This is a genomic window from Sphingopyxis flava (assembly GCF_900168005.1).
Taxonomy (GTDB): Bacteria; Pseudomonadota; Alphaproteobacteria; order Sphingomonadales; family Sphingomonadaceae; genus Sphingopyxis; species Sphingopyxis flava.
The window spans coordinates 1-12776 of the sequence record NZ_FUYP01000051.1; the positions used below are offsets into that span (position 1 = coordinate 1).

Consider the following 12776-nt stretch of genomic DNA (forward strand, 5'->3'; position numbering starts at 1 on the left):
CGGGTTCTACGTCGGCCAGCCGGCGTTCGCGGCGATGAAGCGCAACGGCTATGGCCGGATCCTGATGACCAATTCCGCCTCGGCCTTCTTCGGCAATTGCCGAAGCCCTTGCCCATCTTGAGGCCGTCGGTGCCGAACATCTTGTTGCCGGTCGCAAAGCCGAGCACGGGTGCGTTGCCCCGTTCGCCGGTGACGCGGCACGTTCCCTTGCCGTCAAGGCTGGCCACGTAATACACCGCATCGGGGTTCGGCTGAAGGAGGAACCCGGAATTGAGATAGGGAACGAACTCCGGGTACCGCGGATCGGTCGACATCAGCAGGAAATAGGCCTGCGACAGGTTCATCGAGATCTGCCGGTAAAGGTCCGCCCGCAATTGCTCGTCCACCGGCGTCGGCGTTTCCTTGAGGATCTCGTCGACCGGGGCCAGCAATTCCAGATATTCGGTCCAGTTCTTCATCTTGGTCGCTCCGTGAAAGGCATGGCTCACGCCGGGTCCCATTCGAGTTGGAACCCGCGAACCGTGTTGATGAGGCCTGCCGCCATCCTCGGCGTCGTGCCTTGGGCAATGCGGCATTCGGGCATTGTGCCGATCCATTCTTCAAGGAAGATGCGAATTTCGCGCCGCGCCAGCCGCGCGCCAAGGCAGGTGTGCGGGCCGCTGCCGAAATTGACGTGACGCCGCTTCGACCTACGGGCATCGAAGGTCATCGGGTCCGGATTGGCGCGTTCGTCGAGCCCGCTCAGCGGAAAGATGCCGAGCACCTGATCGCCCTCGCGCAGTTGAACGCCGCCGAGTTCGGTATCCATCTTCGCGAGCCGGGCAAGATTGCTTGTCCCGAACCGGCGCGTGATCTCTTCGATCGCGCCGTCGTGCAACTCGGGATTGTGCTTCAGTTCGTGCTGGATCTCGGGGTGACGGGCGAAATGGACCATCGCAAAGCTGGTCATGTTCATGACGGTTTCAAGCCCGCCGGTCACGACCAGCTGGACCACGTTGTGCCGCTCGACCGGTGTCAGATCGCGCCCCATAACCTGCGCGTTGACGAGCATCGTGACGAAGTCATCCCCTGGCCGGACCTGCCGGTCGTGGATCAAGTTGGCAATGTAGTCGTGCGTTTCGGCCGCCGCCTGCTCCATCGTGTCCTGGCCGGGCACGTTCCGCTTGGCGAGGTCGAGCAGGTAGGGCGCATCCTCTTCGGACATGCCGAGAAGATTGAGGAACTGATCACCGGCATGATCCCGGCGAAGTCGAGCTGGAAGTCGCAGGTGCCCTGCGGACGCAACCGTTCGATAATCTCGACCGCTGTCGCGCGGGCGCGGATTTCGGCCTTTTTGAGCAAGGCGGGCGTGAAGGCCTGCGAAACGAGCTTGCGGAAGGGGCCGTGCTCGGACGCGTCGAGCTGGCTGGGCCCGGTATGCGGGATGATTTCCTTGGGCACGAAGGGTTCGAGGCTGGAGAAGCGGCCCGGGTCGGTGGTCAGCTGCACCATGTCGTCGTAGCGCGTCGCCACCCAGTGCCCACCGTTGCGCGGCGTCCAGAAGATGTCCGGATGGGTGTCCTGAACATTCTTCCACAACGCGTAAATGTCATCGGTATAGCCATCGACGAGCCCGGGCAGATTGTAGGGTCGAAATCCCTGACCAGTCCGTCGGGGACATGATCCGGCTGAGCAACTATAGTGCTGATCAGGTTCATCGACCCATCCTCTCGTTCAATTCAGGCGTTGGCCCGTGCATCAGGACCGTTGCCTCAGGACCAATACCTCAGGACAGGGCCGAAGCCGCAGCCTGGTGGATTTCCTCGGTCGTCGGATTGCGACGCAGCGTCAGACCGCCGTTCACGTGGAACGTCTGCCCGGTCATGAAACATTCGTCGCCTGCGACATAAAGCGCGGTGTCGGCCACATCCTCAACAGTGGTGATCCGACCGAGCGGATATTCCTGCGCGAACCGGTCGATGACCGCCTGCGGGAACTGGTTGTTCAGGATCGGCGTCACGGTAAGGCCGGGCGCAAGGATATTGGCGCGAATGCCGAACTTGCCGAATTCGTTGGCCACGGTCCGCGTCACGTGGTTCAGGCCGGCCTTTGCCCCCATGTACGCAGCGTGGTTTTCGAACATGATGTCCGCGACCGCCGAAGTCACGTTGATGATCGCACCCCCGCCGACGGCCTTCAGCGCCGGGATGGCTGCTTGCATGAACCAGATCCCGCCCTTGAAGATGATCGACAACATCTCGTCGATCTCGCCCTCGGTCATTTCTTCGAAGGGGCCGTATTGGGGAGTGGCGGCGGCGTTCACCGCGATGTCGACACGACCGAACTTTTCCTGCGTCTGCTGGAACAGCGAGAAGACCGCATCGCGGTTCGACACGTCGGCCGCGATCGCGGTTCCACCGTGCTCGGCAACGAACGCTTCGAGCCCGTCAGCCGACCGGCCCGAGACAACCACGGTCGCACCCTCCTTGATGAAGCGCTTGGCGATGGCCTGGCCCATGTTTCCGACACGCGTCGCGCCCATCACGATGGCGACTTTGCCAGCAAGCTTGCTCATATTTCCGGTTTCCTCTTTCCCAATCGGACCCGATGCCTCCGCGCATCCTTGGTCGACGGCTTGGTTTCTTCAGGAGGCAGTGCCTTACGCGCGGCCTGCTCAGTCTTCGGGAGCGATGGTCACTTTCAGACCATCCAGCGAATCGTCAAAGGTGATCTGGCACGACAGGCGCGAGCGCTCGGTACGATGATCCGAACTGTCCAGCAGGTCGCTTTCGTCTTCGCTGATCGTGGGCAGCTTGTCTGCCATGTTGTCCACGTAGACGTGGCAGGTTGCGCATGAACAACACCCGCCGCACAACGCCAACAGCTCGTCAAACCCGTTGTCGCGGATGATTTCCATGACCGACGTGCCTCCAGCAGCCTCGATCGATCTCTCCTCGCCGCCGCGGTCCGTCACAATCAACTTCGCCATTTCCGTTCCTTCTAAAACCATAATTCGGGATCTGCGTCGCGAAACGCCAATTGGGCGGCACGCATTCGCGACGTACTGGCCCATCCGCCCGACAGTTGGCAAGCATCCACTACATAGCGCGCTTGGACCAAGCCTTGATGCCGGGGCCGCAGCCGGTTTCGTCGCAATCCTGCTCCAACATTTCCGCAAGCTTTCCGATGGCCGCGCGCGAAGTGCAAGAAAGCGTAGAAGGTGAACGCAAAACATCAGCCATGAGATAGCTTGCCAAGTGCCTAGACATCCATCCTACCGCTTGGCATTCGCGACGGTACGAATGGCGGACTTGGCCGCATTTCCGCACCAGGGGGCGCAATGTCGGCCCCAAGGTGCGGCTTGTCGTTTGGAGGATCAAGAGCATGACGAGCAACTACGCTCCGGACGGCGCGACCCAGCTGGAAATCTACAAGCGGGCCGCGCTGCTGAAGGCAAACGACGAGAGGAGCCGCAAGGTCATCATGACCGGCCGTCTCGTCATGCCCTATTACAGCTATCGCGGGCAGGAAATCATTCCGTCGGCCATGGCGCAGGCGCTCACCGACGACGACTACTGGGTGACGATCTATCGCGGCATTCACGACATGCTTGCCAAGGGCATGCCATTGAACGACCTGTGGGCAGAGGTTGCAGGGCGGGTCGACGGCACCTGCAAGGGCAAGGGCGGCCCGATGCACCTGACCTATCCCAAGAAGGGCATTATGGTCACCACCGGCATCGTCGGATCGTCGATGCCGATCGCCAACGGCATTGCGTGGGGGTCGCAGCTTTCGGGCAACAACCGGGTGACCGTGGCAACATTTGGCGACGGCGCCTCGAACATCGGCGCATTCCACGAAAGCCTGAACCTGGCCGGGGTATGGAAACTGCCCGTCATCTTCCTGTGCCAGAACAACCTTTACGGCGAACACACCGCCTACGAAAAAGCCACTTCGGTAGCGCGCATTGCCGATCGCGGCGCAGCCTACAACATTCCTGGCGTGCGGGTGAACGGCAATGATCCGATAGAGATGTATGCTGCTGCACGCGAGGCGGTTGAGCGAGCCCGGGCCGGCGAAGGGCCGACCTTGATCGAAGCGATGACCTTCCGATTTCACGGCCATGTGTTCGGCGATTCCGATGCTTACATGGACAAGGACCAGAAAAAGGCTGCGATGGACGCCGATCCCGTGCCGATCTTCCGGGCCCGGCTGATCGCCGAGGGCATCGCATCGGAAGACGAGCTTGCCGCGATCGAAGCCCAAGTCGAAAGCGACATCGACGCAGCGGTCGAGTTCGCGCTGGCCTCGCCCTTCCCCGAGTTCGATGAACTTACCAAGGATGTTTACGCTGAAGGAGTGGCGGCATGAGCGATACCGCAACAAAGACCAAGCCGATCACCATCCTCGAGGCAATCAACACCGCGATTGCCGATGCCATGGCGGCCGACGATACGGTCCTCGTCCTGGGTGAAGACGTGGCGGATCCCGAAGACGGCGGCGTAGTCGGTGTAACCAAGGGGCTTTCGACGCGCTTTGGCGACGCCCGCGTCCGCTCTACGCCGATCGCCGAACAGGCCATCATCGGTGCCGCCATCGGCGCCAGCCTTGTCGGCTACAAGCCGGTGGCCGAGATCATGCTGATGAACTTCACCACCGTGGCGATGGACATGATCGTCAACCATGCTGCCAAGCTGCGCTTCATGTCGGGTGGCCAGACCCACGTACCGATCGTGATCCGCACGATGACCGGCACCGGTTTTTCCTCTGGCGGGCAGCACTGCGACTATCTCGAAGCGTGGTTCGCGCACACCGCCGGCATGAAGGTGGTCGCGCCGTCCAACGCCGCCGATGCCTATGGCCTGATGCGGGCCGCGATCGACGATCCCGATCCCGTTCTCTACATCGAGAACCTGCCCGCTTACTGGACCCCGGGCGAGGCACCTGAGACAGGCCATGTCGTGCCGTTGGGCAAGGCGAAGGTGGTGAAGGAAGGCGCCGACGTCACCATCATCAGCTATTCGCGCGTGCTGAACGAAGTGCTGGGCGCAGTCGAGGCAATGGATGCCGCGGGCGTGTCGGCCGAGATCATCGACCTGCGCACGATCTCTCCGTGGGACAAGGAAACGGTGTTTGCGTCCGTCGCCAAGACCGGGCGCTGCCTGATCGTCCACGAGGCGGTGACCCAGTTCGGCGTCGGCGCGGAAATCGCCGCAACGCTCCAGTCCGAGTTCTTCGGCAAGCTCAAGGCCCCCGTGGCCCGGCTCGGCGCGCCATATGCTCCGGTGCCATTCTCCAAACCGCTCGAAGATGCCTATGCCCCGACCGCGGCGCGCATCGCCGAAGCAGCTATCTCTCTATCGAAGTAGGAGGCCAGACCCATGGCAACGGAAATTCTTCTTCCCAAGATCGGCTTCTCGATGAACGAGGGCACGTTGGCCGAATGGCTGGTGGCCGATGGCGCTCAGGCGACCGAAGGCCAGCCGCTCTTCGCGCTGGAAAGCGACAAGTCGACCAACGAGGTCGACAGCCCCGCCTCGGGCACACTCAAGATACTGAAGGAACCCGGCGAAACGTACGAGGTCGGAACCGTCCTCGGCATCATCGAGTAATCGGAAACTCACAACTTGCGCGCGTCGTCGGTTGCCTCACGCGATATGCGGGCAGGCAACCCGGCGGCGGCGACAGGCATCCCGATGGCTGTGCGCTCCGCCTGCCATAACCGTTGAACGAAGCGCTCGATACCGGATTGCCGCCCGCACCGCTGCTGCCGCAAATATTTCCGCGTCGCGCTGGATAGGGGCGCCCCTGGCCGCGCCGATGGCATTGATCGCACGCGTGACGCGAAGTGCCGTCCTTCCTGACATCGGTGCCCCGCGAATTTGGGGTGCAACGAACGGCCAGGGCCAGCGCCGGTTTTCTTCGCGTCGAACTCGCACATCGGGGCCGTACGTGCCGATCCCCGATGCACCGCACACCCTCGCAAATGACAAGGCCCGAATCTCGTGGTGAGATCCAGGCCTTGCCTCCAAGTTCATCGACGGCAGATCAGAGCCCGTAACGCTCGATGTAGGGCTTGAACTCATCCAGCATCGGGCTGTCCACCGGAATCTTGTCGTAGTTGTGCTCGCCCGGGCTGTTCTCGGCCTCGCGCAGCGACCATGCGCGCATTGCGGCCTCGGCATCGGGCGTGAGGTCCAGCCCGAACTTGTCATAGATCCTGCGCACCACGCCCAGCGGGTCGACGCGGATGTCCTTTTGCAGAACGTTCACGAAGCGGTCGGGTTGACTATCCTGCGCTTCCATCGTGCGGCGCACGCCTTCGGCCCAGAATTTCGCCTCGCGCTTCAGCCGGCGCTCGCAATCGATGCTCTCGCCGAAGAACGGCTCCATGAAATTGTTGAGCAGGCTGGTCAGCGAGGCGAGCGAGGCGGCCGGATGCCGATGCGTCTGGACGATGCACGCGTCCGGGAACACCGCCAGAAGGGCATGGATGCCGAACACATGACTGGGGTTCTTCAACAGCCAGCGCCGGTCGTCGTTCAGGCCCACCAGCCGCAAAACGTCCTTGTAACGGCTATAGGACGGGGTTTCATCCGCCGTCATCAGCCATTCGTCATACTGGTCAAGATCGAGCTGTGACGGAAAGACATTGGAAATGAAGCTTGGCGCCATCGGCACGATGCACTCGTCCACGTCGTCCGGGCGGACGCCGTGGGCAATCATTGCCTGCGGGGCAATGGCCATCAGCTGCTCGTACATGGCGACGTTGGCCTGGTATTGCGGATGGTCATTCCACGTTTCGCGCGCAGGCCGCACCAGCGGGGCGTCGCAGATCCACTTCTCCAAGCCCTGAAACTGCTTGTCCTGACTGAGCAGATTATAGAGCGCTGTGGTTCCGGTCCGCGGCACGCCGATGATGATCAGAGGCGCCTTGATCTCGCGCGAACGGTATTGCGGATTGGCCTTCCATTCGGCCTGGGCCTGCAGGCGCGCGACCAGGGCAGCAACGATAACACCTTCGGCGACCGCAATGCGGCCTCCCTGCGGATTTTCGTCGTCCAGCGATTTCAGCAGCACCCGAAATCCTTCGTGGTACCCATCGTCACCGAAATCGGTCGTGCCGGCCTGATCGATCGCGCGCTGATGCAGTTCGTCGAACCGGGATTGCCAGGATTGCGCCGTCATCGTCAGCCCCACGGATCGATTACGAGCTTTCCGCTCACGCCAGTTCCCTTGCGGAATTCCTCGAACGCGTCGGACGCCTGCTCGATCCCCACGGCATCGGTAACCATCACCCGGGCGAGGTCCGGATCGCGGTCGATGGCGTCGGCGCTTGCCGCGAAATCATCTCGCGTGAAAATGGTCGACCAACGGACCGTGACGTCCTTGATCATGGCCATCCCCGGTATGATCGTATCGGGCTCGAGACAGAAGCCGAGGCCAATCACCAGCCCTTGCCCGCGCACCAGATCGATGGCCCGAGCGATCACGCCGGGAACGCCTGCCGCCTCGAATACGATGTCGGGCGCGCCGCCGAGGATCGAATAGATCTCGTCCTTCGCATCGTCGCCTTCTATGACGAACTGTCCGCCGCCCATCTTCTCGGCCAGGCCTTTGCGCCGGCCGCTGGAGGCGAGCATGACCACGTTCTCGACACCGCGCCGCTGCAGCCAGAACAGCACTGACAGACCGATCGGTCCCGGTCCGATGATCACCACCTTGCTGTCCTTGGACGGGTTGGCCAGACGCACCGCGCGACCGCCCACCGACATCGGCTCGACCAGCGAACTGTCAGCAAGGCTCATTGTCGAGGGCAGCTTGGTCGCGCCCCGCGCATTGACGCGGGCGTATTCGGCCAGGCCGTGGGCATAGCCCTTGAAACCGTTGGTGCAGAGCAGGTCGATGCCCGTCTTGCAGCCTTCGCAATGCCCGCAACCGACGACGGTCATTGCCGAAAGCCGGTCACCCACCTTGAAACGATCGACCGCCTTGCCCACGGCAACGACTTCGCCGCCATATTCATGGCCAAGCTGGCTGTCGGCCGGCATGGGGAAGCCGTGCCCGCTGGTGGCGTGGGCGTCTGTTCCGCACACACCGCACCGTGCCACGCGGATGACGACTTCGTCTTCGCCCGGCTCGGGATCGGGGATGTTTTCCAGCGCCAGTGGCTGACCCGGCGCCTTGTAAAGCAGTGCGCGCATCACATGGTTCCTCGTTCAAAATTCATGGCCGATAGTCCGTCACAGCGGTTGCCCGGCTTCCTGCATCACCCGGTCCTGTCGCATGCGGATCAGCGCATCCGACCCCGCGTTCGTGGCAAGATAGAGCTGGTTGCGCTCGATCGCCGCCACGACTTGCCGGGCAACGTCGTCAGGCTTGAGGAAAACGGAACCTTCGGGGATCAGCGCCGCGATCGCGGGATCGCTGTTGATGTCGGTCTCGACAAGGCCGGGACACAAGACCGTCACGCCAATGTCATGGCCGCCGCCGTCAAGATCGGCTCGCAGCGTTTCGGATAACGAAACGACGGCATGCTTGGTGGCGTTGTAAATCCCGTTCGAGGGTATGACGCCAAGGCCCGCCATCGATGCGGTGTTGACCACATGACCTCGCCCCGCCTCGACCATGGCGGGCACGAACATCCGGATGCCGTGAATGACGCCCCACATGTTGACGTCGACCACCCGCTGCCAGTCCTCCAGCGGATTGGTCCACAATGGGCGGAAGGGAGACACCACGCCGGCATTGTTGCAAAGGATGTCGACCGTTCCCAGCCGTTCGCAGACCAGATCGCGCAGGCGCTCCATGCCCGACGGATCCGAAACATCGGTCGGTACGGCAAGAACGGTCACGCCTTCACGCTCGAACTGCGCGGCAGCGGACGCCAGACGATCTTCGTCGCGATCGGCCAGGACAAGCTTCAGGCCGAGTTCTGCAAAGCGGGTCGCCATGCCCAGACCGATCCCGCTGGCACCGCCGGTGACCAATGCAACCTGGCCGGCCTTGATCTTCATGCGGGCGAGCCTGCAATGACCGCCGGGCGCTCAGGGTTGACCATGACATTCATCATCGAGCTCTCCCGCCTTCGTTCTGTTGCGCAGCCGCAGATCCTGTCTTTCCAACCACGAGTATGATCCGCAAATGAGGGCAATCGGCGATACTGGCAACCGGCTGCGATCACGGATCACATGGAAGATATGACGCCCGGCCATGGCGGCAGGCGGCCGGCCTTTCCCCTAACGGACATCGCTTGGCCCCGTGGTGGGGGCCATGCCCGCTTGCAACGCCTGCCGCCCGACGGCAAGGCGACGGCAGCTTGATCAGGAGATGGACGTGGCGGTGGACTATACCAAATTCGCAGCGCTGAAAGTCACCCTCGAGGATGCGGTGCTGACCGTCACGATGGACAGTCCGCCGCTGAACAGCATGACCGCAGAAATGCACGAGGAACTGACCCGGATCTGGGCGGTCGCGGGCCGTGACCCGCGCGTCCGGGTCGTCGTGTTCACGGGCGCGGGCGACCGTGCATTCTCGGCTGGCGGCAATCTCAACGAGATGCTCGATCACTGGGGCGACAAGGCGCGCTGGCAACTGGGGATGGCCGAATCACGGGCGATAATCGTCGGAATGCTGGAATGCCCCAAACCGATCGTCTCGCGGATCAACGGCGCGGCGATGGGCCTCGGCCTCACGTTGGCGCTGGCGGGCGACATCACGGTCGCGGTAGACGACGCAAACCTTGCGGATCCGCACGTCAGCGTGGGGCTGGCCACCGGTGACGGAGGTGCGCTGCTGTGGGCCAGCCTGCTGAACGTCGTCGAGGCGCGCAGACATCTGCTCACCGGCCTCGCGCTCACCGGCAAGGAGGCTGCGGCCAAGGGTCTCGTCACGCAATCCGTCCCGCGCGACCAGCTGGATGCCAGCGTTGCGAAGTGGGTGTCGGGCTTCCTCGAAAAGTCGCCCAGCGCTGTCCAGACGACCAAGCTGGCGCTCAATCTCGATCTTGTCGACAAGGCAAAACGCTACATGGGCGAGATGCTGCGGCTCGAAACGCGGTCATGGGAATCGCCCAACCATCCCGAAGCCGTGCGCGCCATGCTCGAGAAGCGCCCGCCTTCGTTCATCGACGAATAGCCGGTGGCCGCTGCCCCTTTGCGGGCGGCAACGATCGCGACGACGCGCAGGGCGTCACAGCATGCCACGCTCCTCGGCGGTGCGGGTGTTCGTGTCGAGGCCCTGCTCGCGCAAGACCTCGACCACGGCGCTGGTGGCGCTCGCCACCGCCGGAAAGCCGACATAGGGCAAAGCCTGGATCACGGCTTCCTCAATCTCGCGCACTGTCAGGCCGTTGGTCAGGCCGATGCGGACATGGTTCTTCAACTCGCTCAACTGGCGCTGCGCGATGAGGACGCCGATCACAACCAAGCTGCGTTGCTTGCGCTCGAGCCCGTCGCGCGCCCAGACGCTGCCGAAAACGAAGTCCGTCGCCATCCTGCCGATCGCTTGACCGAAATCGGAAGACTGCAGCGCCATGCGCAGTTGCTCGCCCGCTTGCGGTCCCATCAGTTCCGCAAAGACCTCCAGGCCCTTTTCAGTCACGTCATCCACGATTTGTCTCCCGCCTTGTTTGTATCAGGCAATGGACCGTCCCGGCGATAAAGCTGCCATTCCGCAGCGGTCGTCACTCGAAAATTGTTGGTGCAATCATGCCGTTCATGGCTGGCGTGTAATAGCGGCAAGGGCGCCTGGTTCCGTTGCCTCCCAGAACTTTGCCCAGGTCGGAAAATCGCCCGGCAGGTGCGACCGCTGATCCGGAAAGTTCTTCCAAAGCTGGAACGGTGGATGAGGGCGTTCGAGCACATCGGCAGAGTACCAGTGCTTTTCGCGCCTGCGTTCGAAATACCAGCGCCCTGCCCGCGGATCTCACGCACCGTCATCCCACGTGCGTACATCGAGATGATCTTCGTATCGAAGTCCGGGAACCGCCGCTGATACTTCGCGATCAGCTTCGGATCGAAGGTGCCGGATCGGTCGCGCGGAATATCCAGCGTCACCTTCGACGAGCCGGTCAGCATCGTCTTCTTCGAGCTGCCGTTGCGTCGATTATCGCCGCCGGCCTCGGCTTCCGATGCCAGATGATCGTCCAGCTCCGCCAAAAGCATCCGCTCCGACAGCGCTTTCTTCAACTCGTCGATCAACCCGTCCTTGGCAAATAGCTCCTGCGGATCACGCCCCGCCAGCAACTGATCCAAAACTTCCTTGTCGATTGCCATATGATGAGTCCTTTCTTTTCCATCTATATGGCCTCACGCACAAAACGTATGGCCCGCCCCGTTTGCAAGAGGATTTTACGGTGTTCTGAGGAGTCTGCGTCAACGTATGCGGTCTCATGGGATCTCCCATGGCCAAGATGGACATCCGCGCGTCTGGAGCCACAATAATTACTTCGGCATTGACTGCCATTTTGTGCGACGGGCTTTACAAACGCCGATCGACTCTCAGGCCATCTCTTCGATCCTTCCTGCAAACTTCCGTGGGCTACGCGCGTTCGAGCACGCAGCCGATCTGGTTCATGCCGCTACGGGATAGCTGTGTTCAAAACGTACGTCCTTGCGCAGCGCTGCCCAGGCGATCCGCGCCAGCTTGTTGGCCAGCGCCACGACAACCACATTGCGGTGAACGCCTCGCTCGATCATCGCCTTGAGCCAGCGCCCGATCGGCGTGTCGCTTTGCGACAATGACGGCAAGGCTGCCCGCGCTCCGTGGATCAGCAAGGTGCGTAGATATTTGTTCCCGCGCTTGGTGATGCCGAACAGGCGTGCCTTGCCGCCGGTGCTGTATTGCCGGGGGACAAGGCCCAGCCAGGCCCCGAGATCGCGCGCTTTGTTAAAACCGCTCCCGTTCCCCACTGCCGCCACCAGCGCGGTTGCATTTAACACCCCAATGCCGGGAATCGACGTCAGCCGACGCATCGTCTCATCGTGCCGAGCCGTTTCGACGAACTCGCCGTTGAGGGTTTCGATCCGTGCATCAAGCACCTGCCATTCGGCGCGCAGTTCACCGACCAGCTGACGCATACGTGGAGACAGACAAGCGTCTGCGCCATCTGCCAGCAAGACATCAAGGCCTGCCTCGAGCTTGCGGCGCCCAGCCGGAAAGATCATACCGCGCTCGAGGAGTATCGCGCGCGCCTGGTTTATCAAGCTGGTTCGCTCGGCTACCAGCCGCGAGCGCACCCGGTGCAGGGTCTGCAGATCAAGTTGCTCCTCGCTCTTGAGGTCGACAAAGCGCATTGTCGGTCGCGAGGCGGCTTCTGCAATCGCTTCGGCATCGCGATCATCGTTCTTCTGGGCCTTGACGTACGGTCGAACGTATTCTGGCGACATCAGCCGGATCTCGTGTCCGCGCGCGGCAAACAAGCGTCCCAGGTGATGGGCGCCGCAACACGCCTCCATCGCGATCACACAGGACGGAAGCTTGGCGACATAGTCGATCAGTGTCTGGCGGCGCATTGACCTGCGAAGGACCACCGCGCCGGCCGCATCAACGCCCACCACACTGCAAGCATTCTTGCCCAGATCAACACCAAGGATCACAATAGACATCGGTTCGCTCCTTCCTTTCTCAAGCACCGGCATCATATCCGACGCCGGGGGAAAGGGGCGGGCCATCCCATAATTACTGACAGGCCGCACCCGGCGGCGGCCAACCGCATGGCCCATGCGTTGCAAATGACGGGCCATCTGCCGACTGCCATACCATGGGCAGTCCATGAACACCTGATCGATCAAGGC

13 protein-coding genes and 2 pseudogenes are annotated in these 12776 nt (G+C 62.2%); 4 read left to right on the forward strand and 11 right to left on the reverse strand.

All coding sequences use genetic code 11. The features are described 5' to 3' along the window. From B5X69_RS21610 to B5X69_RS19410, 5 genes and pseudogenes are all read right to left on the reverse strand, one after another. A pseudogene (locus B5X69_RS21610) lies at window positions 1-488 on the reverse strand (hypothetical protein); the annotation flags it as partial. Continuing rightward, window positions 485-1204, reverse strand: a complete 720-nt coding sequence (locus B5X69_RS19395) for a cytochrome P450 (protein ID WP_079640177.1) — start codon at window positions 1202-1204, stop codon at window positions 485-487. The gene B5X69_RS19395 and the pseudogene B5X69_RS21610, both read right to left, overlap by 4 nt. Continuing rightward, complete coding sequence (locus tag B5X69_RS21615) at window positions 1093-1578, reverse strand: cytochrome P450 family protein (protein WP_176141699.1); 486 nt, start codon at window positions 1576-1578, stop codon at window positions 1093-1095. The genes B5X69_RS19395 and B5X69_RS21615 overlap by 112 nt, the downstream gene beginning before the upstream one ends. Window positions 1579-1765: 187 nt before the next feature. Next, window positions 1766-2554, reverse strand: coding sequence for an SDR family NAD(P)-dependent oxidoreductase (locus B5X69_RS19405; protein WP_079640179.1), 789 nt, complete (start codon window positions 2552-2554; stop codon window positions 1766-1768). 99 nt (window positions 2555-2653) lie between these two features. After that, complete coding sequence (locus B5X69_RS19410) at window positions 2654-2968, reverse strand: 2Fe-2S iron-sulfur cluster-binding protein (protein ID WP_079640180.1); 315 nt, start codon at window positions 2966-2968, stop codon at window positions 2654-2656. Window positions 2969-3363: 395 nt separating this feature from the next. Here B5X69_RS19410 and B5X69_RS19415 point away from each other — a divergent pair, with 395 nt between their 5' ends. The 3 genes from B5X69_RS19415 to B5X69_RS19425 are packed head-to-tail and all read left to right on the forward strand — an operon-like array spanning window position 3364 to window position 5591. Next, a complete protein-coding gene (locus B5X69_RS19415) occupies window positions 3364-4350 on the forward strand; it encodes a thiamine pyrophosphate-dependent dehydrogenase E1 component subunit alpha (RefSeq protein WP_079640187.1) in 987 nt (328 codons plus the stop codon). Continuing rightward, window positions 4347-5348, forward strand: a complete 1002-nt coding sequence (locus tag B5X69_RS19420) for an alpha-ketoacid dehydrogenase subunit beta (protein WP_079640181.1) — start codon at window positions 4347-4349, stop codon at window positions 5346-5348. The genes B5X69_RS19415 and B5X69_RS19420 overlap by 4 nt, the downstream gene beginning before the upstream one ends. Window positions 5349-5360: 12 nt before the next feature. Next, entirely contained in the window at window positions 5361-5591 is a 231-nt protein-coding gene (locus B5X69_RS19425; RefSeq protein ID WP_079640182.1) for a biotin/lipoyl-containing protein, read from the forward strand. Window positions 5592-6027: 436 nt separating this feature from the next. Here the strand turns inward: B5X69_RS19425 and B5X69_RS19430 are convergent, their stop codons facing one another. Genes B5X69_RS19430 through B5X69_RS19440 form a run of 3 tightly spaced genes read right to left on the reverse strand, consistent with a single transcriptional unit; the run spans window position 6028 to window position 8996 of the window. After that, a complete protein-coding gene (locus B5X69_RS19430; protein ID WP_079640183.1) occupies window positions 6028-7167 on the reverse strand; it encodes a sulfotransferase family protein in 1140 nt (379 codons plus the stop codon). A gap of 2 nt (window positions 7168-7169) precedes the next feature. Continuing rightward, window positions 7170-8183: a zinc-dependent alcohol dehydrogenase gene (locus B5X69_RS19435; RefSeq protein ID WP_079640184.1), complete on the reverse strand. Its 1014-nt coding sequence runs from the start codon at window positions 8181-8183 to the stop codon at window positions 7170-7172. A 39-nt stretch (window positions 8184-8222) separates the two neighbouring features. Then, the gene (locus B5X69_RS19440; protein ID WP_079640185.1) at window positions 8223-8996 is read right to left on the reverse strand and encodes an SDR family NAD(P)-dependent oxidoreductase; all 774 of its coding nucleotides are present in this window, start codon (window positions 8994-8996) and stop codon (window positions 8223-8225) included. Window positions 8997-9315: 319 nt separating this feature from the next. Between B5X69_RS19440 and B5X69_RS19445 the strand changes: the two genes are divergently transcribed. Next, window positions 9316-10116, forward strand: coding sequence for an enoyl-CoA hydratase/isomerase family protein (locus B5X69_RS19445; protein WP_176141700.1), 801 nt, complete (start codon window positions 9316-9318; stop codon window positions 10114-10116). A 54-nt stretch (window positions 10117-10170) separates the two neighbouring features. Here B5X69_RS19445 and B5X69_RS19450 read toward each other — a convergent pair whose 3' ends face one another. From B5X69_RS19450 to B5X69_RS19460, 3 genes and pseudogenes are all read right to left on the reverse strand, one after another. Further along, window positions 10171-10590, reverse strand: a complete 420-nt coding sequence (locus B5X69_RS19450) for a carboxymuconolactone decarboxylase family protein (protein ID WP_217699167.1) — start codon at window positions 10588-10590, stop codon at window positions 10171-10173. Window positions 10591-10895: 305 nt separating this feature from the next. Next, window positions 10896-11255: pseudogene (locus tag B5X69_RS19455) on the reverse strand (transposase); the annotation flags it as partial. Window positions 11256-11552: 297 nt separating this feature from the next. Beyond that, window positions 11553-12587 (reverse strand): IS110 family RNA-guided transposase, encoded by a 1035-nt coding sequence (locus B5X69_RS19460; protein ID WP_079640189.1) that lies wholly within the window; start codon window positions 12585-12587, stop codon window positions 11553-11555. Window positions 12588-12776: the final 189 nt, after the last annotated feature.

What these genes read in the sequence shown, in the direction of transcription:
- B5X69_RS19395 (WP_079640177.1), bottom strand. Translation starts at nt 1,204, where the DNA reads ATGTCCGAAGAGGATGCGCCCTACCTGCTCGACCTCGCCAAGCGGAAC.
- B5X69_RS19405 (WP_079640179.1), bottom strand. Translation starts at nt 2,554, where the DNA reads ATGAGCAAGCTTGCTGGCAAAGTCGCCATCGTGATGGGCGCGACGCGT.
- B5X69_RS19410 (WP_079640180.1), bottom strand. Translation starts at nt 2,968, where the DNA reads ATGGCGAAGTTGATTGTGACGGACCGCGGCGGCGAGGAGAGATCGATC.
- B5X69_RS19415 (WP_079640187.1), top strand. Translation starts at nt 3,364, where the DNA reads ATGACGAGCAACTACGCTCCGGACGGCGCGACCCAGCTGGAAATCTAC.
- B5X69_RS19420 (WP_079640181.1), top strand. Translation starts at nt 4,347, where the DNA reads ATGAGCGATACCGCAACAAAGACCAAGCCGATCACCATCCTCGAGGCA.
- B5X69_RS19425 (WP_079640182.1), top strand. Translation starts at nt 5,361, where the DNA reads ATGGCAACGGAAATTCTTCTTCCCAAGATCGGCTTCTCGATGAACGAG.
- B5X69_RS19430 (WP_079640183.1), bottom strand. Translation starts at nt 7,167, where the DNA reads ATGACGGCGCAATCCTGGCAATCCCGGTTCGACGAACTGCATCAGCGC.
- B5X69_RS19435 (WP_079640184.1), bottom strand. Translation starts at nt 8,183, where the DNA reads ATGCGCGCACTGCTTTACAAGGCGCCGGGTCAGCCACTGGCGCTGGAA.
- B5X69_RS19440 (WP_079640185.1), bottom strand. Translation starts at nt 8,996, where the DNA reads ATGAAGATCAAGGCCGGCCAGGTTGCATTGGTCACCGGCGGTGCCAGC.
- B5X69_RS19460 (WP_079640189.1), bottom strand. Translation starts at nt 12,587, where the DNA reads ATGTCTATTGTGATCCTTGGTGTTGATCTGGGCAAGAATGCTTGCAGT.